Here is a 19,561-nt window from a genome sequence, read left to right as displayed (position 1 = left end):
ACCTTTTACTTACTTAGTAATCACAGTGAGTGAGTTGCACCTAGCAGGATTTTATAAGAGTATCTCGAGATAAATTATTTTTACATAATCTATCGCTATCAATCGGTTCAAAATGCAGATGTAAATATTAAACTAATGTCATTTAATGGTATTAATTTAGTTGCATATTCTGAAATTTTGTTTTGCTTGACGACATGCATCTGCAAACCTGGTTTACAGTATTTCGTAATAAAAAGTAGGCTTGTTTATTTCGAAAAAGGGTGTTTTCTGGCAACCTATTGAGAACGATTTTCATTCTGACCTCAGACTTTGAGTTAGATGGATTTACAAAGAGAAGAGCTAAAATATGCCAAAGCGTAGTAAAGAAGATACCGAAATCACTATCCAGAAAATTATGGATGCCGTTGTTGATCAGTTGCTTAGGCTCGGTTACGACAAAATGTCGTACACGACGTTGAGCCAACAGACAGGTGTTTCACGTACCGGTATAAGTCATCATTTCCCTAAGAAAACGGACTTTACCGCTGCACTAGACGGTCGAATTTTTAAACTGTTCGTTGAGCACCTTGAATTCAATAAAGGTCTAAACGAGTTTTCTCAAAGCTGGGTTGTTGCGTTGGAAGATGAAGAGTTCCGTGCCATCCTGCGTCTGCTTTTCCACCATATTGTAACGGCTGAGCGTGCGCACGAGTTTGCGGCAAACGGTATCGACCGTCTCTACAAAATGACGGAAAGCCAGTTTGGTGAAGAGAGTAAAAAAGAGCTCGAGTGGCTGTTTGGTAAGTCTCTTGTCCGTATTAGTCAATAATGACCAATATTCCATAAATAAAGCTCCCATTTTGGGAGCTTTATTTTTATAGGGCGCGAACGATGGCGATTTTCATCGCTCAAACGCGCTAGGCGGCAGGCTGGACTAGCGGGAAGCCCAGAGTAGGGTGACGGCCAATCAACGCTTTATAGCCGTATACCGAGTCAATAATTTCTGGAGTCAGAGCCTCTTCTGGACTGGCATCAACCACAATCTCACCACGATGTAGGATCACCATGCGGTCTGCATATTGAGCCGCCAGATTAAGATCATGCAATACCACAATGACGCACGCTTGTTGCTCTTTGGCAAACTGTTTCGCCACTCGCAGAGTATTGTGCTGGTGGGCCAGATCGAGCGCAGAGGTTGGCTCATCCAGCATCAAGATTTTTTGATCGCCACTTTGATCGAGCTGAGTTAATACTCGCGCAAAATGAAGGCGCTGCTTCTCTCCGCCAGATAGGGCAGGATATAAGCTGTCTGCCAGATGGACGACGTCCGTTATGGCCATGTATTTCTCAGCGATGGCTTTCACTTCAGCTTGGGATAACGCCAGAGGGATCGCACCTAATTCGACCACTTCTCGCGCTAGAAAAGGAAAGGTGAGTGAACTGCTTTGTGGCAACAAACCCAAGTGACGAGAAAGCTCTGCGCTGCGCCAGCTTTTGGCGGCTTTACCAAAATATTCGATGGATTGTGAGGAAGCTATCTCACCGCTCAACAACTTGAGCAGGCTACTTTTTCCTGCGCCGTTTGGGCCAAGTAATGCCACCACTTCACCAGCGCAAAATGCCACATCGATCTGTTTGAGCACCTGGCGAGAGGCGAACTGCAATGAGAGATTTTGCCCTCGAAGTACAACAGGCTTTTTCATACAATTCGTCCTTTCTGCTGGAAGAGAAGATAAATAAAGAAAGGTGCGCCGATAGCGGCAGTGACGATGCCCACAGGCAACTCAGCAGGTGCGACGGCAACTCTTGCCACCATGTCAGCAAAGGTCAGCAGTAACGCGCCTAGCAACGCTGAGAGCGGAATTAATTTGCGATGGTCTGGCCCTGCAAGCATACGACCAAGATGCGGGATAACCAGACCGATAAAACCAATCGCCCCACAAATACTGACCGTCACCCCAACGCCAATGGCTGAAAGTGCAATCAAACCTCTTTTGAGGCGTTGTACTTCAATGCCTAGATGACGAGCTTCAGATTCCCCCAAAAGTAGTGCATTCAGCGCCATGGCTTTACGAGCAAAGTAGACATAAAGGGCTAATAAGGTCAAAGCCGCCAAAGCAATGGATCCCCAGTTTGCTGCCGCGAGTGAGCCCATTGACCACAAAGAGAGGTCACGCAGTGTTTGATCATCGGCAAGGAAGTTGAGATAGCCAATCGCTGCACCGGAAATGGCACTAATCGCGACGCCCGCTAAGAGCATGATGGTGACCGAGGTCCCAAATTTTCCGGCCCCCATTTTGTAGACCAAGGCCGTCGCCAGCGCACCACCAAGGAAGCTGGCAATGGGCAATACCGCTAAATTCATGATCGAGCTAGACAACATTGCCACTTGAGAAAGGGCGACAATCGCAACTGCTCCACCTAATGCCGCACCAGCTGAGACGCCAATGATGCCCGGTTCGGCCAATGGATTTCGAAACAAACCCTGCATCACGACACCACAAAGCGCGAGAATTGCCCCCACCAACATGCAAAGTAGTGTGCGGGGAAGGCGAATTTCTTGGATGACCACATCAATATGCGGTGCAAGGTCACCTAAGCGCAGCAAGCTGCGCAAGGTATCGGCACCACTAATGTTCATCGGCCCTACGGTCACCGAAGAGATAGCCGTTAAGCTCAGCGTCACTAAAAGCACCGTGACGCAGATGGAAAGAGGGATATGACGTAACATGATGAAAAATTACTGCGTATAAAGTAACTGGTTAAGTCGTTTGGCTTCTGCAAGGCTCTTTAAACCCAAACCGCCAACTAAAGCGGCGCCATCTATAGCCATGATCTGTTTATTTTGTCCGGCAGGCGTAGCGGCCAAAAGAGGCATCATTTTGATGATGGCGTCAGGGCCGCCCAGCTTTTCGAAACTGCGGCCACTGACTAAAATCACATCTGGCTGCATTTCTACCATCGACTCGCTTGAAAGAGGCTTGTAGGCGGTAATCTTATCGGCGGCGGGGTTAATGGCGCCTGCCAAACGGATGATGGCATCAGGTGTTGTATCCGTGCCGGCCACGTTTGCTGCGCGTCCTTCGTGAATCAGCAAAAACAGCACTTTCTTTTTCTGCTCTGTCGGTTGATTCGCCTTTAAACTTTGCACTTGCTGATCAACTAGAGACTTCAACTGCTGTGCTTCTTGTGATTTGTTTAGAATGGCGGCAATCTGGTCGATGCGCGCTTTTAGCCCGTCCACATTGGCTTGTGTGTTCACCACTTCAATATCGACGCCAGTGGACTTGAGTTGTTGCAATACGGGGGCTGGTCCCATTTCATCAGAGCCAATCAATTTTGTTGGCGATAGCGCCAATAAGCCTTCGGCCGACAAGCGACGGTGATAACCGATTTTGGGAAGTGGCTGACCTTCGGGTAGCTGACTTGTTACATCAACAGCGACAAGGGATTGTTCGGCGTGCAAAGCCAAAATTAGCTCGGTAACGGCGCTGCCAGCACTAATGATTCGTTCTTGCGCAGCCTGTAAAGGCAAACTAAGGGGGGTGCTTAGAAGGGCAACGCTGAGCCCTAAAATCATGGTTTTTTTCATTCCTGAATCTCTTATTGTGGTTGATCGGTGAGGAGCTGAGTGGCTTTAATGCCTTTTTCTTGCAAGAAAGCTAATAGGGTGACCAAGTGTTGAATGTCTGCCGTTTTATCAGCGCCGATGACAACGGGTTTGTCCGAATTTTTGGTCTCTTCCGTTAAGGCCAAAGTGAAGTTTTGCCAGTCGAGATAGCGTTGACCATTGATTGCCCAATGTGGTTCTTCCGCTAAGATGTTGATGGTGAGCGATTGTTTATCCACTGGAGATACCGCTTTTGAATCGCTGCTGGGTAAACTGACATCGATAGATTCCAGTTTCACTGCCGCTGTTAACATTAAAAACACCATCACAATGAAAATGATGTCGAGTAACGGTGTTAAGTCTGGGGTTAATCCTGAGTCTTGATGACTTTGAGGCACTTTAATCATGGACGGTAACCTGCAGCTTGTTTTGCTCTGAAATATGCTTGCCCGGTGATACATGTTGAAGTGACACCCCCTCCAGCCAGAGGTTGACGTAGTTTAAGCTATGCTCCAGTTTGGACATGACGCGATCCGCCCATAGGCCGAGCAATTGCGCGCTGGCAATTGCAGGAAGCGCAATCAAAAGCCCGGCTGCGGTGGTTCTCATCGCCAGCCCTAAGCCTTCCGCAAGATCATTGGGGGTGATGTTGCCACTGGACGCCGCCACGCCTTTAAACATCTCGATAAGACCAAGAACGGTCCCCAATAAGCCGAGCAGTGGGCTGATCACGCCAATGAGTGTCAGCAGACGTAAACCGGAATGAAGTTGGTGACGTTTTTCCTGTAACCACATCCCTGCGGCATCTTCGCGTAACGATTTAGCAAAGTCGTGATGTGCTAAAAGCATGGCAACCCCGCGGTAGAGCAACGGGCGTTTGTTTGATAGAGCTTGTGCGAGTTGCTCAATCTGTTGGCTATTCGTCGGCGAAATCGTGCTGAGTTGACGGCGTATGGCACTTTTGCCGACGCCGATACTTAAAACGACCTGAATCAAGCGTTCGATGACGATCATCACCGTCACCGCGGAACAGAAAATTAGCGGCCAAGTCATTAGGCCAAGTTGGTTTTGCAGTTCTAGTAGTTGTTGCATGGTTAGTCCAAAGAAAATCGAACGGGAACTCTTACTCGAGAAGGCATTTTTTGGCCATTCTCTGCGTGAGGGGTAAATTTCCACTGCTGAATGGCTTTTCGAGCCGCGTCATCAAGCATTTTTGCGCCACTCGATGTGATCAACAGTAACTGGGTTAGCTTTCCTTGCTCATCAATCCACAATTCAAACAAGGCAGTCCCTTCAATCCCCCGCTTTTGTGCGACTCGAGGATATTTCGGCTGAACTGGTTTCTCCATGAAGCTCGGCTTTTCAATCAGCGTCGGTTGGCTACTGACACCCTGAGAAGCGGAACTGGCAGGTTGATCATTGTCCGCACCTTTTGGCGTTTTATGTTCCGCGGGTTCTGGCTGCTCCACAGGCGTTGACTCAGTGGGTTTCGTGCTGCTCTTGTTTTCTACCACGGTTTTTTCTAAAGACGCTTTCTTTGGGGTTGGCGGTTTGGGCTTCGCCACTTCTTTCTTTGGCTCTACTGGCTTTTTGGGTTTTGGTTTAGTGGGTGGTTTGGTCTCTTCTTTTGGCTCAACGTTTTTTTCCACCACGTTATTGGAGGAAGGGGGAGGATTGGAGACCAAATTTAATGAGACGGACGCAGAGTCGCTACCCGCATTGGTTTGAAAAATGACGGCTTGCTCTTTGGCTGAGATGAACGCCGCATGCAACATCAACGAGAGCGAACCCGCAAAAAGATATCTGGGTAAATTCATGATGCTGTTGTTCCGAAAAGCTAAATCTGGGCGAGATTATCACTTACATTGCAAATAAGATCAATTATCAATTGCATTATCATTTAACTAATTTTATGATCGCATCAGTTTTAGAGATTAACCCGCTAAGCCTTATACAGCGGGGAATAAGCGAGTGAATATGACGCTTACATTAGATAAGTATGATCAATCTATTATCGGTATTGATACCCCAGATCCGTTGCGTTTTGCCTTCGCTCAAAAACACTCAGCTCACGCTGGTGGAATGAGTCGACCATTAAACCCATCTCAATTGGTGGAACAGTTTAATACGTTGACCCAAAGTAATGAGTTTTCGCGCAAAAAACGCTGTTTGTATATCCACATTCCGTTTTGCCGTGTGCGTTGTACCTTCTGTAACTTCTTCCAAAACGCGGCCAGTCGCCAACTGGTTGATGGTTATTTCGAAGCACTGCTGAAAGAAATTGCGATTAAATCGGCGCTGCCATGGACACAAAGTGGCGTTTTCCATGCCGTGTACGTAGGAGGCGGTACGCCTACAGACCTTTCTCCTGCCCAAGTAAGGCAGCTGGGAGAGGCGATTCGAAACCATTTTCCGCTTTCTGCTGATTGTGAAATCACGCTGGAAGGGCGCATTAATCGCTTTAGCGACGAGATGTATGATGGCGCGATGAAAGGCGGCTTTAACCGCTTTTCATTTGGTGTTCAGAGCTTTGATACCTTGGTGCGCCGCAGCGCGAAGCGGTTAGATGACCGAGAGAAAGTGCTCACACGTCTCAGTGAGTTAGCCAGTTACGACCAAGCACCAGTGATCGTTGATCTCCTATATGGCTTACCACATCAAACTCGTGACGTCTTGTTGAAAGATCTCAACGATTTCATCTCAACGGGCGCGCACGGTTTGGACTTATACCAGTTGGTGGTGGGGGGCAGTGCGCCTATGTTGAATTTGGTAGAGAAGGGCAAGCTACCTCCTCCCGCGACGACGCCAGATAAAGCCAGCATGTATGAGATTGGAGTGAACTTTATGCGCCAGCACCATCTCAAACAACTGAGTGTGAACCACTGGGCAACGGATAACCGCGAGCGCAGCCTCTACAATAGTTTGGCCAAGACCTACGCAGAAGTTTTGCCGATTGGTTGTGGTGCTGGCGGCTCTATTGGTGGTTACGGCATGATGCAACATCGTAGCCTCGACGCCTATATGGCGGCGATAAACCACGGCCAGCTTCCCCTTATGATGATGACGCAGCAACATCCGCTAGAAGCGATTTTCGCCGCGTTGAAATCTGGATTTGATCGCGGTGTTGTGATGGCAGATAAGCTGCCTGAGTTCATGGGCGACAACGTCTTTGATTTTCTTCAACCTCTATTCCGACTCTGGCAAGAGAGAGGGTTGGTTGAACTGAATGAGCGTAGTGCCACATTGACGTTGGCAGGCAGTTTTTGGGCCGTTTCCTTGGCACAAGCGTGTATTCAAATACTAAGCTCTGAATATCAAAGTGCTCATCAGACACGAGCCATCGCACAGTAGTGGCGTGTTCGCCTAACGCTTATAGGCTCAGGCGAAAAATATCAATGAATCGATAATTTGTAGGAAAGAAGATGAATTCTCTGCAACAACAAGTAGCTGAACTGCTACAACAAGAACCCACGTTATTACCCGCAGCGATGGCAGAACGCCTAAGCGTAACGGAGCTCGACATCGTTCAGTCTCTCCCTCAGGATATGGCTGTTTTGGTTAAAGGAGAGCTCGCGCAATCCATTTTAGAGAACCTGGTTGATTTTGGCCCAGTGACGACCATCGTACATGCGTTCGGCTCGATTTTTGAGGTGAAAGCGCCCTTCCCGAAAGGGAAAGAGGCAAGAGGCTATTACAACCTAATGGGCAAACAGGGTGAGTTGCACGGCCATCTCAAGTTAGACAATGTTGTTGCAGTGGCTTTAGTCAGCAAGCCATTCATGGGGAAAGAAAGCCACTACTTTGGTTTCTTTTCGGCCTCTGGTGAGAACATTTTTAAGATCTATCTAGGCCGCGATGAAAAACGTGAACTGTTCCCAGAGCAAGTGGCACGTTTTAAATCAATGCAAAATGAGTTTGCTCAATAATATCAATCTAATAACAACAAAAATTCGAGGAGAAAGCCATGGATCAGCATGTAAAACAAGAAAGGTTACAAGGTCGCCTAGAGCCGGAAATTAAAGAGTTTCGTCAGGAGCGTCAAACGTTGCAACTTGCGACGGTAGATGCGGATGGCCGTCCAAACGTGAGTTATGCGCCTTTTGTACAGAATCAAGAAGGGTACTTTGTTTTGATCTCGAAAATCGCGCGTCATGCGCGTAACCTGCTTGAGAATCCGCAAGTGTCTTTGATGATGATCGAAGATGAGGAAGGCGCTAAGCAGCTTTTTGCGCGTAAGCGTTTGACCTTTGATGCGGTAGCGAGTGTGATTGAACGTGATACTCAGCTTTGGCATCAAGTGATTACTCAAATGGAAGAGCGTTTTGGCGAGATTGTCTCTGGTTTAAGTCAACTGGAAGATTTCGTTTTGTTTAATCTTAAGGCGGAACGTGGCCTGTTTGTAAAAGGCTTTGGTCAGGCGTACCAAGTGTCTGGTGATGATCTGGTTGATTTTGTCCACCTTCAAGAGGGGCATCGTAAGATCTCCAACGGATAACGAATGCGAGTTTGAACGCGTCAGATTCTCCGACTTAGATTCTCCAGCAAAGACAAGGGAGCTCAGTTATACTGACTCCCTTTTTCAATGGCGAAAAACAAATAATGAAACCTGTGTCCAAGCAGCTTGATGAACTTTGCTACCCATTTATTTATGAAGACAGCCTCGTCTGTGATTTTGAGATCAGTGCCGATGAACTTTGTAGTCGAGTTGGCTTGTTGCTGACCATGGATTTGCCGGAGCTTGTTCGTGATGTTCTGACCCGAGTTCAACCGAACATTTATCACCTAAATGGCTCCGTACGAGGAAAGTTGGCCATTGATGAAGCGATGATTGCTGAGCTCAAACAGGACTACCAAACACTACGTAATGAGTTAAATGGTGGCTTCGTTGGCTTTGTTCTACCGGGTGGTCATGCGGTGTCTGCTCAGTTGCATCTATGTCGATGCCAAGCAAAGAAGGTGGTGAGAGCATTGGTGATGATTGAACATTCAGCGAAGAAATCACCTGAGGCGATGTTATTTCGCTATGGCAATCTGTTAGCAAATGTCATGTATGCCTTGGCTTCTTACACCAATCAATATTATCAGGTGCAAGAAACCGAGTTTGTCAGCAAAAGTTATTCAATGCCTAAATAAGCCAGCAAAAGCTGCTGCGATTAAACCGCGACAGTTTTATTTCTCGCTTGTTCCAGTGATTTGGCACCACGCAGCATCGCTTCAATCAGCTCGCCAGCATTAAATTTTTCTAACGCTTCGTGTGCCCCGACCTGGTGAGCGCGATCAACACAAATTTCACTGGATAATGAGGTGTGCAAAATACGATAGGAGCGGTTTAACGCCGGATCATTTTGCACTTCAAACGCTAATTCATAGCCATCCAATCCGGGCATTTCGATATCGCTTACAAGCAAATCGAATGGGCGACCGCGTCCGGCTTCAACTCGCATCAGCTCCAATGCGTCTAAGCCGTTTTTACAGATCTGATAACCGATGTTGATACCGTCGAGCGCATCACTCAATTGTTTTCGAGCAATAGAGGAGTCATCGACAAGGAGAATGTTCAGCGCTTTGAGACGTTCGCGTTCCACATCGGTCAACATTGGAATATTGGCGTTCTCGTATTGAGGATAAATCTTCGAAAGCAATAACTCCACGTCCAGCATTTGCACGATTTCGTTGTTATAGCGCGTGATGCCAGTGACGAACACATTATGACCTACGCTGGCTGGTGGGGTTTCTATTGAGCGCCAATCGCAATCGATGATCTTTTCTATAGAGCGCACCATGAAAGCCACCACAGTACGTAAGCAGTCTGTCACGATCAAATAGCTATTCTTGTATTCCGATTTGTCGATCGGGCGAAAACCAATTGCAGCGGACATGTCGATAACGGGCACGGTGAGGTTACGAATCGTGACGGTGCCGACCACGTGACGATGAGAGTAAGGTATTTGTGTCGTCGGCATGTATGGCACGATCTCCCTAACTTTGAGCGTACCAATAGCAAAATTTTGCTTTAAGGTCAGTTTGAAGACCAGCATTCCTTGCGATTGATTAGCCTTACTTGGGGTTTTAGCCATGGGTATACCTTGTTTTGAAATTCTAACGCTTCAATCTTACTTTATAATTTTAGTCCAGCAAGGGCTAAAGCGAAGTTAAAGCGTATGGTCGTGTGTTTAGATCAAATTAATGACCGATACCTGCCTTTAGGTTACACTTGCGCGTTTTTTATTTTAGGGGGTGTCTGATGGCCAACACAGCAGCAGCGCTTCACATTTTGGTGAAGCATAAAGAGCAAGCGGAAGATATTATCGCTCAGTTGAAGAAAGGAGCGAAATTTCATGTGCTTGCGAAGAAGCATTCACTTTGTCCTTCGGGCAAACGTGGCGGTGACCTCGGTGAATTCAAACGTGGCCAGATGGTACCTCAGTTCGATAAAGTTTGCTTTACTGGTGAAGTATTGACGCCACACTTAGTGAAAACCAAGTTCGGTTGGCATGTGTTGAAGGTACTATACAGAACCTAATGCTTTACCTTGCTAGTGATTGAATGCTGTATTCGCGGCCGGCAACAATAAGTGGTTGGGTATTACAAATTAACCAAGTTAAGACGCAGCCAGATGGTTGCGTTTTTGCGTTTAGAGCTTCTTGAAAATACCGCTCACCTCTCGATAAAAAATGAGCTATTTCGGGATCTTATCGACACTTTTTTCGTTAGAGATCGCTATGCTAAAGATAACGCATTGCGCAAAAGGGTGAGGCTATGAAATACAAACATATCTTGGTTGCCTTGGAGATTTCAGACGACAGCACCGTGCTGATTGACCGAGCCGTTGAAATGGCGAGCTACTTTGATTCAGAGATTTCCTTTATCCACATCGATGGGACTCATGGGGAGATTTATCGTGAACTCATCGACTTAAATGTCGATCCGACGCAAAGGCCGCTCACAGAACATTCAATGGAGTGTTTAAGAAGCTTTAGCGATTATATGGAATATCCATTGAAACACTTTTTTGTCGGGACTGGCGATCTAGGCGACAAACTTGAAGTCACCATCAAAGAGCACGAAGTTGATCTACTTATCTGCGGTCATCACCATAACTTCTGGAGCAAGATCATCTCGTATTCAAGAACGTTGGTGAACAAATCTCCCGTGGATATTTTGGTGGTGCCAATCTACGATTAGCCAAGCCATGATCCTAAGAGCCGCCTGCTAAACAGGCGGCTTTTTTGTTGTGGTGAGTGGCTAGCAACGCATCATCCAGTCGAAAATAGATTTTTGTATTCTCACCGAGTGTGACTTGTGCAGCATTTCTGCTCGATGAACAAGAAAAGAGAAAACGACGCAAGGGTAGACAGTTGGGTTTGCTTTGGCATAAAGGCGTATGGAAATAAGTAGTAGATATAGAGATTGGTTTGGTTTTTTAATATTTAAAACAGTATGTTAACTAAGTTACCATTCCTTTCTCCATTCAATGGCTTATTATTTTTCCACCATACGCTGATGAAAAGGAGTCACTACGCCTTTCCATTCACCCTTACAACTCGTTTGCAAAGGGGGAGGGCGGCGGGCAGACTCCTTTTATAATTTCAGTCATTGAATTCACTCGTACAGAAAAGAACGATGACTAAAGGTGATGTGAAGAAAATGAATCAAGCAGAACACGCTTTGCCGACCAGCAAAGCCAACGTAATTTTGCATGCATTTGACTGGAAATATGCCGATATCGCTAAACAGGCAAAAAAAATTCAAGAGCTGGGTTATGGCTCTGTGCTCGTTTCTCCGCCGTTACGCAGCGCCAAGTCACCCAAGTGGTGGCAGCGTTACCAGCCACAGGATTACCGCGTGATTGATAACGCACTTGGCAACACCACTGATTTTCAGAACATGGTGACCGAGCTCCAGCATTGTGGTGTTTGGGTCTATGCGGATGTGGTGTTTAATCATATGGCGAATGAAGCAAAACAGAGAGCGGACTTAAACTACCCAAGTAAAAGCGTACTCGAAGAGTATATGTGCGATCCCGAGTACTATGAAAGTCAGCGATTGTTTGGTGATCTCTCTGAGCCTCTATTTACCGAAGAAGATTTTGTTGAAGCGTTTGGCATTCGAGATTGGAAAGATAAGTGGCAAGTGCAAAATGGCCGTATCAGCGGTGGCCCGACGGATCCCGGTTTACCGACCTTACGTGTTCATGAGCATGTGATCACCCAGCAGCGCCATTACTTAATGGCGTTGAAGGCGATGGGTGTCAAAGGGTTTCGCATTGATGCAGCAAAGCACATGACGCTCGAGCATATCAAGCAAGTGTGGACTGAAGACATCACGCAGGGCATGCATATCTTCGGTGAAATCATCACCGATGGGGGAGCCACGGAGGAGGAGTATGAGCTTTTCCTGCAACCTTACTTACAAGAGACTCGTCTCGGTGCGTACGATTTCCCTCTTTTTAGCACCTTATTTAAAGCGTTTGCCCCGAAAGGCAGCTTTAAAAGCTTGATAGACCCGTACTGTTTTGGTCAGGCGTTGTCGAATCGGCGCGCAATTACGTTTGTCACCACACATGACATTCCTAACAATGATGTGTTTGCTAACTTAGTGTTGGATGAAGAAAACGAGTGGTTAGCTTACGCCTATGTATTGGGGCGCGATGGTGGAACACCTCTGATTTACACCGATCTCGATACGAGCGGCATACTTAACCAGAATGGGCAGCCACGTTGGAAAGACGCTTGGTATGATCCGCGAATGGTGCAGATGATTGCATTCCACAACCGCTTTCATGGCGAGCCAATGACGGTGCTGGAAGGGAATGATGATATGTTGGTGTTCAGCCGTGGTGAGCGTGGTTTTGTGGTGATCAACAAATCGGCGCGGAAACAAACGATCTCCTTATCACTAGCGCGCCCTCTTCAAGATATGCTGACGGGCAAGCATTTCTTACCAATGAACGGCAAGATTGAGATTGTCGTCGCGGCAAAAACGGCGTTGATGATGTGTTGAGATAATGTCAAAACTGGCAGATAGCGAAACAAAATAGCGAAAACAAAAAAGGCGAAGTCTCACTTCGCCTTTTCTATTGCCGTTCGAGCCGGACTTACACAATAAATTTATTAAGAATTGCGTCCTGCTCTCGAACATTCTCTACCTGAACTTGCATCGCGATGTTGGCGTTTTCTGCCAAATCCGCGACTTGAACAGAGAGGTCTTTAATTTTCACGGTGTTGTTATTGATCTCTTCAGCCACCAGGCTTTGCTCTTCCGCTGCAGAGGCAATTTGAATGTTCATATCACTGATCTGCTGAATCGCATTACGAATACGTTCAAGCGCATGGTTGGCTTCTTGTGCTCGGGCAACGGCATTGGTGGCGGTGTCTTTGCTTTGATTCATGGCACTGGCAACCGAGTTTGCGCTGCTTTGCAGTTTTTCAATCATGGTGCGAATTTCGGTAGTGGATTGCTGAGTGCGCTGAGCGAGCGTGCGAACTTCGTCTGCAACCACAGCAAATCCTCGGCCAGATTCACCTGCTCGAGCGGCCTCGATGGCGGCGTTCAGTGCCAACAAGTTGGTTTGATCGGCAATGTCGTTGATTACCTTCAAGATGGTTTCAATGTTCGCCGTCGCAGATTCAAGCACTTGAACTTCTACCACTGCTTGATCAATGCGCACGGAAAGGTCGTCTATCGCCTGTGTCGTGTCACTCACAATATCGGTGCCATCAACGGTAGCGTCGTCCGCAACTTTCGCTGCAGAGGCTGCACCTTGCGCGTTAGAGGCGACATCGGATGCGGTGGTGGCCATTTCATGCATTGCGGTAGCGAGCTGTTCCAGTTCACGTAGCTGCTCTTGCATGGCCGCCGCAGATTCTTGTAGGCCACCAGAGGTGGTTTCAGAACCACGAAGAATTTCTTCACCAATGGCTTTCGACTGTTTGATCAACTGCTGAAGCGTGCCCGTGAAGGTGTTAAACCCATCTGCCAGTTGAGAGAATTCTTTGTCTGTATTGGTGTCCAATCGTTGGGTCAGATCCCCTTCACCTGATGCTACGTCTTGAATGGCGTTATTGAGATCATCAAGAGGGCGCATCAAGGTGCGAATCAGTACCAGCAAAATCGCAATACTTAAGAGCAAGGCAACGATGGTGTATACGATGGAACTGTTGCGTAAGTCATTGATGGATTGATAAGCAATACTTTCATCGAGGACGACGCCCACATACCAGTTTTCCCCTGGTACCGACGCAAAATCGAGCGTATAAGAAATACCGTCCAGTACGACTTGCTGCGGGTTTTCGCGAATTTGCACGTTCGGCATGTATTCAGACATCGGTTTGCCGTTGAGCTTAGTGTCTGGGTGCGCGATGGTGGTGCCATCTTCGGAAACGATGAACACATAACCCGCATCAAACAATTTTACTTGATTCACGAGTTCGGCAAGGCCCGCTAAGCTTACGTCGTAGAATATGGCGCCAATAAATGTCCCGTTGTCTCGTACGGGGGTGGCGATGGAAACCAAAATTTCATTGGTCGCGGAATCCGCATAGGGAGCGGTGATGATGAGTTGTCCTGCATTTTTGGCAGCCTTGTACCAAGGACGAACGCGAGGATCCCAAGTCGGCCCAGGGTTCCAACTAGGATCGTTGTTAATGTTTGACCCATCTTTTTCAAAGCCTAGACCCGCGAGTAAAAAGGTGTTTTTAACGATAGGGCGGGTAATGACATCGGAAATATGTTTGGGCGACAGATCGGTTTCCATCATGCTCGTGGCATAAGCAGCAATGGCTTTGCGGCCATCGATTTCTGCCGCGACGGTATTTCGAACCCCATCTACGATTTCCGTGACACTGGCTTCGACTTGCTCCGTCAGCTCATCTTGCATGGTGAAATACTGCTTGGCTGTCAGTAAGGATACGGTAACCAACAACAGCGCAGATGAAGCGGCTACAATTTTATGACTAAATTTCATCCCAATTCCCCCCGAATATGGTTGAGTCGCCAACTATCTATATTTTTATAGTTAAGAAACTGGAGTTAATCCAATTATTTGATGGTTTTAAGCCACTTTTAAATAAGAAAAAAGCGAAGGCTATACCTTCGCTTTGTGTGGGTTAGACAATGAATCGATTTAAGATTTCGTCCAGTTTTCTAACGTTTTCCGTCTGGACTTGCATCGCTTGGTTGGCATTTGAGGCTTCACCAGCCACTTGTGTCGACAAGTCTTTAATATTGACAGTGTTGTTGTTAATTTCTTCTGCGACCAAGCTCTGTTCTTCTGCCGCAGAGGCAATTTGCATATTCATGTCGGTGATGCGCTGAATCGCGTCGCGGATACGTTGCAGAGAATCATTGGCTTCGCGTGCGCGCTCAACCGCTTCAACCGCGCTGCCTTTACTTTCTTTCATGGCGCTTGCAACGGATGCCGCTCCGGACTGCAACTGCTCAATCATGCTACGAATTTCTGTTGTAGACTCTTGAGTTCGTTGTGCCAGTGTACGAACTTCATCCGCAACCACCGCAAAGCCACGACCAGATTCACCCGCTCGAGCAGCCTCAATAGCGGCATTCAGTGCCAACAAGTTGGTTTGATCGGCAATGTCGTTAATCACTTTCAAGATGGTTTCGATGTTGGCGGTGGCAGATTCTAGGCCTTGAACCTCTTCCACGGCCATATCAATGCGCTCGGAGAGCTGATTAATCGACTCCGTTGATTCGTTGACGACCACGGAACCTTGTTGAGTCGCGTCATCGGCTTCTTGAGCCGCGCCCGCAGCCCCTTGTGCGTTATTGGCTACTTCGGTCGCTGTCACAGCCATCTCATTCATAGCGGTCGCAAGTTGTTCTAGTTCTTGCAACTGCGTCCCCATGGCTTCAGCAGAGCCTTTAGCCCCTTTCGCTGTGAGCTCGGTACCGTGCATGATCTCACGTCCAATCTCTTTCGACTGAATGATTTGGTTCTGCAGGTTACTGGTGAAGGTGTTGAAGCCTGTCGCTAATGTCGAAAACTCTTCATCGGTATTGGTATCTAAGCGGTGAGTCAGATCCCCTTGGCCTGAAGCGATATCCTGAATAGCGGCGTTCAGAGCATCGAGCGGACGCATTAGGACACGAATCACAACCGTTAAAGCGATAATACTGAGAATCAATGCGATGACAGAATAAAGGATAGAGCTGTCACGTAAGTCAGCGACGGCTGAGAAAGCGATGTCTTCATCAATGATCGCACCGATATACCAGTTTTCACTTGGGATCTTAGTAAAGGTGACTTGATAGCGCACACCCTCTCTTTCAAAGTGCTGCTCACCTTCTTTGAGCTTAACTTCAGGAAGATATTTGGAGAAAACTTCACCATTATTTTTTGCATCTGGGTGAGCGATGGTTGTACCGTCTGAAGAGACGAGGAAGAGGTATCCCGCATCAAAAAGACTGACTTGGTTGACCAACTGTGCCAGGTTAGTCAACTGCATGTCGTAAAACATCCCCGCGACAAACTTACCGTTTTCTTTGACAGGTGTACCCACCGAAATGATCACCGTTTTACTGGAAATATCGACATAAGGTGCGGTGACAATCAATTTGTTTTGCGATTTGGCATCCACGTACCAAGGGCGTTTACGAGGATCGTAATCTGGGGCGGCTTCCCAGCCATCATCGTTTTCGATAACAAATCCATTTTCTTCATAGCCAAAACCCACAGCAAGAAAACTGGTCTTTAGTTTTGGTTTTTCCAAGATGGTCTTCACGTAGTCGCGGTCAAAAGGATCAATTTCGATGACCTCAGTTGTCGACTGTGCAAGGTTTTTCTTCGCTTCCATTTCAGAAACAACGGTATTGCGGACACTACTTACCATCTCGTTGAGGCTGGTAGTAACGTGATCTTCGATGGTGTTACGCACGGTATAAATTTGTTTTAGCGACAGCAAAGAAATGGTCACCAATAGAAGCACGGAGGAAGCGGCTACAACCTTGTGACTAAATTTCATATAAATCCCTCAGCTTATAATTACTGTTCTTTCATTTTTATTAATTGTAGAAGTTATATCGACATTTAGGTCTCAAACATGAGTACAATTTGTTACTTTTTTTAACCTGAGGCAATGATTTGTCCATGAAAGTGTAATTTCTGTGATAATAGTGGCTTTATTATGTGTTTGACTGCTTATTGCATAAAATGAACGGTAATTTTTATTAAGTTGTTGATATTAAATATGAATGTTTTCTCCTGAACCGTTTTTTGAAATGTAAGCATTTTGAGCCTCGCAAAGGGCGCTCTTGAGACAAATGATATTAAAATCTGCGTGTTTGATGAAAAAACAGAACAAAGCGTACTTTGGAAACACACTTCGAGTAACCTGACGATTTAAATTTCAACATAATCTTCACTCATTCAATTCGCCATGATTAAAGTGCGGTAACAATTGTCTTATTTATAGGAAAAAACCTTGTTTGGGTGGGTTGCCTGTTTGTCTTATTCATACTCATTGATACGCTACCGCTCACTTAAAGTGTGAATATTAGAAAGCGAAATATCACCGAAACATTGGTCTTGCTAAGGGTTGAAAAGACAGAGACGACTGAGCTAAATGGGAAGCGAAAAGGAAATATATGGTTCGCCCATGATGTCGCATTCAAACCTAGATAAATGGCAAAACGGATGTTGATCGGTTGTGATGTTAAAAGGATATGGGATGAGCACAAGGACGGAATGGGTTGATTACGCCAAAGCGATAGGGATTATTCTCGTTGTATTTGGCCATGTGAATCGAGGGATATACGATGCAGGCTTTGGTTTGCCAGAGAGCATTCATAGCATTGTTGACAGCGTAATTTACAGTTTTCATATGCCTTTGTTTTTTTTCCTTTCGGGACTGTTCTGCATGGAGTCTTTTAGAAAACGAGGAGGAACAGGAGTATTAAAAGCCAAAATAGACACCCTTATTTACCCTTATTTACTGTGGTCTTTGCTTCAAGGGAGCATTGAAGTTGGCCTTTCCAATTACACCAATGGGTCGACGTCTTTCTCGGATCTCATTCAAATACTCTGGGCACCCAGAGCTCAGTTTTGGTTTCTTTATGTTCTGTTCGCCATATTCTGCGTAATGGCCGTTTATTTCTCTATGGTGAAACGCAGACAGGTTGAACTTCTTTTTGTCCTTTCTGTGTTGTTATATCTGTTTCGTGGTTCGCTTCCTGAGAGTTATCTCCTTAACCTTATTGCCATCAACCTTGTTTATTTTGTTTTGGGTATTGTGTTTGCCGAAAACATGTCTCGGAATGAAGAGTGGCTCCGTCCTCAAACATCACTACTCGCCTGCTTACTGATTTTTATCGTGTTGCAATGGTTATTCCACTTCAATTTAGGCTATCGCCATTACGATAAAGGGGTGATGACTTTAACCATCGCCAGCATTGCGATTGCCTTAGTGATTTGCTTATCTATAACCCTTTCTAGGGTGAGGGTAGGATGGCTACAAGTGATTGGTTTGTATTCAATGCAAATCTACCTCATGCACATTCTAACGGGCAGTGGTGCGCGTATTATTATGAGCAAAATCATTCATGTGGATTCAACCCTCATTCATTTGGTTGTGGGGACGATTGCAGGGGTCGTGCTTCCGATCGTATTAACAAAAGTCATAGAACGAGTGAACATTCAATATTTATTCTCCGCCCCTGTATGTGATGTTATTTTTCGGAGTAAGAAGAAAGCGCTATGAAGCAATTAATGGATACTTCGGAGAGGTTACATCAAGAGAGTGAAAGCGCACTTGAGTTACATCTTTACGCTGTTGCGGTGATTCTCTACTTTGTGTCACTCCGCACCCAAATCGCGGGCGTGACAGTGACGATTGCGGACATGATAGGCTTGGCATCGATTGGTTTTTTACTGCTCATCATATTGAAAGGTAGAATGTCGATGGAGACAGTAAGGGTGGCAGGAATAAACGTCATTTTTATTGGTTATATTGCATTGAATGGGATCATCAATGATGTCGGGATGAAAAATATCATTGTGGAGGTTATCCAGTGGAGTTCCATTGTTGCCTTTCTCTGCGTTCTCCATTTTTTGAATCTCTTTAAATCGAAACGGTTTTTGTCTCTGGTCGCGCTCTATGCTTTTTATGCGGCAGTGTATACGGCGCTGTGGCATGTCGTCGTCATTGGCGACTTTCAGAATTTTAAACATTTACACAATGCAAAGTATCTTTTTGGTTTCTCGACGGTGATGCTTTACTTGTTTAGAAGTCAAATCAAGAAGAGTCATATTCTGTTGTTTATCGCGTTTGTCCTTTTAATTCTCTCTGGTGAAAGAAAAGCGATGCTTGGGGTATTGTTGGTGCTATTTATCGATCACTTTTTCGTCAGAGGTGAAAATACCAAAATGACCCATGTGGTGATGTCTCTTGCAGCAGCATTTGGGGTTATTTCGGTGTGGGCGGGTATCTATTATTTTGGTACGGACTGGATCGCAGAAAGCCTGTTTCTCACTCAAAATGATATTTATAACGCCGATCTTCATGAAGCGCGTTGGGATTCAGAATTGTGGCGTCGGTTGCTTTTGGCCAATGGTTTTTCTCTTTTTATGGACCATTTCTATTTTGGTGTCGGGCCGAAAATGTTGCTTTCGTACATTGCTCCATACTTTGTCGGTAACGAAGAGCTGATTGTCTATACCCACAACATGCTACTTGATATTGCTGTTGAATACGGAATTATCGGTGTTGCACTGCTTTTTGGTGGGGTGCTCGTGCGTTTGGCAAAAGCATTCAAAACGAGACGGCAGAATTCTATTCCGTTTTTGTTGTGTATTTATACGCTTTCTACTGCCCTTTTTGCGGCGACTCAAAGCACGGTGATTCTTATGTTCATGCTGCCGTTTTTTATTGATGTTCGTTTGCCTAGGAGTTCAAGCGAAGAGAGCGAAAACAAAGCGTAACGTGTTAGTCAGCGATGAAACAAGCATGGCTAGCAAAT

At 46.1% G+C, this 19,561-nt stretch carries 19 protein-coding genes; 10 read left to right on the top strand and 9 right to left on the bottom strand.

All coding sequences use genetic code 11. From position 1 onward, the window contains the following. Positions 1–346: 346 nt before the first annotated feature. Complete coding sequence (locus AOT11_RS23070) at positions 347–808, top strand: TetR/AcrR family transcriptional regulator (RefSeq protein ID WP_011082451.1); 462 nt, start codon at positions 347–349, stop codon at positions 806–808. Between the two features lie 88 nt (positions 809–896). On the opposite strand, the gene AOT11_RS23065 is transcribed toward AOT11_RS23070, so the two are convergent. The 6 genes from AOT11_RS23065 to AOT11_RS23040 are packed head-to-tail and all read right to left on the bottom strand — an operon-like array spanning position 897 to position 5,406. After that, positions 897–1,682 (bottom strand): heme ABC transporter ATP-binding protein, encoded by a 786-nt coding sequence (locus AOT11_RS23065; protein WP_017422425.1) that lies wholly within the window; start codon positions 1,680–1,682, stop codon positions 897–899. Continuing rightward, positions 1,679–2,710 carry a FecCD family ABC transporter permease gene (locus tag AOT11_RS23060; RefSeq protein ID WP_017422426.1) on the bottom strand — a complete coding sequence of 344 codons (1,032 nt, stop codon included), beginning with the start codon at positions 2,708–2,710 and terminating at the stop codon, positions 1,679–1,681. Before AOT11_RS23060 ends, AOT11_RS23065 begins: the two co-directional genes overlap by 4 nt. A 9-nt stretch (positions 2,711–2,719) precedes the next feature. Then, on the bottom strand, positions 2,720–3,571 hold the full coding sequence (locus AOT11_RS23055) for a heme/hemin ABC transporter substrate-binding protein (RefSeq protein ID WP_017422427.1): 852 nt from the start codon (positions 3,569–3,571) through the stop codon (positions 2,720–2,722). An 11-nt stretch (positions 3,572–3,582) separates the two neighbouring features. Next, positions 3,583–3,996 (bottom strand): ExbD/TolR family protein, encoded by a 414-nt coding sequence (locus AOT11_RS23050; RefSeq protein WP_017422428.1) that lies wholly within the window; start codon positions 3,994–3,996, stop codon positions 3,583–3,585. Next, entirely contained in the window at positions 3,989–4,681 is a 693-nt protein-coding gene (locus tag AOT11_RS23045; RefSeq protein WP_026050756.1) for a MotA/TolQ/ExbB proton channel family protein, read from the bottom strand. Before AOT11_RS23045 ends, AOT11_RS23050 begins: the two co-directional genes overlap by 8 nt. 2 nt (positions 4,682–4,683) lie before the next feature. Beyond that, the gene (locus tag AOT11_RS23040; protein ID WP_017422430.1) at positions 4,684–5,406 is read right to left on the bottom strand and encodes an energy transducer TonB; all 723 of its coding nucleotides are present in this window, start codon (positions 5,404–5,406) and stop codon (positions 4,684–4,686) included. Between the two features lie 160 nt (positions 5,407–5,566). Here AOT11_RS23040 and hutW point away from each other — a divergent pair, with 160 nt between their 5' ends. The 4 genes from hutW to AOT11_RS23020 all read left to right on the top strand — a co-directional run bounded on the left by hutW (position 5,567) and on the right by AOT11_RS23020 (position 8,722). Continuing rightward, positions 5,567–6,940: a heme anaerobic degradation radical SAM methyltransferase ChuW/HutW gene (gene hutW, locus AOT11_RS23035; RefSeq protein ID WP_026050754.1), complete on the top strand. Its 1,374-nt coding sequence runs from the start codon at positions 5,567–5,569 to the stop codon at positions 6,938–6,940. Between the two features lie 71 nt (positions 6,941–7,011). Then, positions 7,012–7,515, top strand: coding sequence for a heme utilization cystosolic carrier protein HutX (hutX, locus tag AOT11_RS23030; RefSeq protein WP_011082459.1), 504 nt, complete (start codon positions 7,012–7,014; stop codon positions 7,513–7,515). 38 nt (positions 7,516–7,553) lie between these two features. Then, complete coding sequence (gene hutZ / locus AOT11_RS23025; protein WP_017422432.1) at positions 7,554–8,084, top strand: heme utilization protein HutZ; 531 nt, start codon at positions 7,554–7,556, stop codon at positions 8,082–8,084. Positions 8,085–8,188: 104 nt separating this feature from the next. Beyond that, positions 8,189–8,722, top strand: a complete 534-nt coding sequence (locus tag AOT11_RS23020) for an ATP:cob(I)alamin adenosyltransferase (protein WP_017422433.1) — start codon at positions 8,189–8,191, stop codon at positions 8,720–8,722. A 20-nt stretch (positions 8,723–8,742) separates the two neighbouring features. Here the strand turns inward: AOT11_RS23020 and AOT11_RS23015 are convergent, their stop codons facing one another. Then, on the bottom strand, positions 8,743–9,666 hold the full coding sequence (locus AOT11_RS23015) for a chemotaxis protein (RefSeq protein ID WP_017422434.1): 924 nt from the start codon (positions 9,664–9,666) through the stop codon (positions 8,743–8,745). Positions 9,667–9,833: 167 nt separating this feature from the next. Between AOT11_RS23015 and ppiC the strand changes: the two genes are divergently transcribed. From ppiC to AOT11_RS23000, 3 genes are all read left to right on the top strand, one after another. Then, positions 9,834–10,112 carry a peptidylprolyl isomerase PpiC gene (gene ppiC / locus AOT11_RS23010; RefSeq protein WP_011082463.1) on the top strand — a complete coding sequence of 93 codons (279 nt, stop codon included), beginning with the start codon at positions 9,834–9,836 and terminating at the stop codon, positions 10,110–10,112. 236 nt (positions 10,113–10,348) lie between these two features. Continuing rightward, positions 10,349–10,774 (top strand): universal stress protein, encoded by a 426-nt coding sequence (locus tag AOT11_RS23005; RefSeq protein WP_017422436.1) that lies wholly within the window; start codon positions 10,349–10,351, stop codon positions 10,772–10,774. A gap of 438 nt (positions 10,775–11,212) precedes the next feature. Then, on the top strand, positions 11,213–12,592 hold the full coding sequence (locus AOT11_RS23000) for an alpha-amylase family glycosyl hydrolase (RefSeq protein WP_017422437.1): 1,380 nt from the start codon (positions 11,213–11,215) through the stop codon (positions 12,590–12,592). A 94-nt stretch (positions 12,593–12,686) separates the two neighbouring features. Here the strand turns inward: AOT11_RS23000 and AOT11_RS22995 are convergent, their stop codons facing one another. Both AOT11_RS22995 and AOT11_RS22990 read right to left on the bottom strand, forming a co-directional pair. Beyond that, positions 12,687–14,555 (bottom strand): methyl-accepting chemotaxis protein, encoded by a 1,869-nt coding sequence (locus AOT11_RS22995; RefSeq protein ID WP_017422438.1) that lies wholly within the window; start codon positions 14,553–14,555, stop codon positions 12,687–12,689. A 142-nt stretch (positions 14,556–14,697) separates the two neighbouring features. Further along, positions 14,698–16,569, bottom strand: coding sequence for a methyl-accepting chemotaxis protein (locus AOT11_RS22990; RefSeq protein WP_017422439.1), 1,872 nt, complete (start codon positions 16,567–16,569; stop codon positions 14,698–14,700). A 687-nt stretch (positions 16,570–17,256) separates the two neighbouring features. On the opposite strand from AOT11_RS22990, the gene AOT11_RS22985 reads away from it, so the two are divergent. Continuing rightward, positions 17,257–18,303 (top strand): acyltransferase family protein, encoded by a 1,047-nt coding sequence (locus AOT11_RS22985; RefSeq protein ID WP_223848390.1) that lies wholly within the window; start codon positions 17,257–17,259, stop codon positions 18,301–18,303. Continuing rightward, positions 18,300–19,523, top strand: a complete 1,224-nt coding sequence (locus AOT11_RS22980; protein ID WP_017422441.1) for an O-antigen ligase family protein — start codon at positions 18,300–18,302, stop codon at positions 19,521–19,523. The genes AOT11_RS22985 and AOT11_RS22980 overlap by 4 nt, the downstream gene beginning before the upstream one ends. Positions 19,524–19,561: the final 38 nt, after the last annotated feature.

It is taken from the genome of Vibrio vulnificus NBRC 15645 = ATCC 27562 (genome assembly GCF_002224265.1).
GTDB classification, from domain to species: Bacteria; Pseudomonadota; Gammaproteobacteria; order Enterobacterales; family Vibrionaceae; genus Vibrio; species Vibrio vulnificus.
Note: the sequence above shows the minus strand (reverse complement) of the source record. Positions and strands in the feature narration are given on the sequence as shown.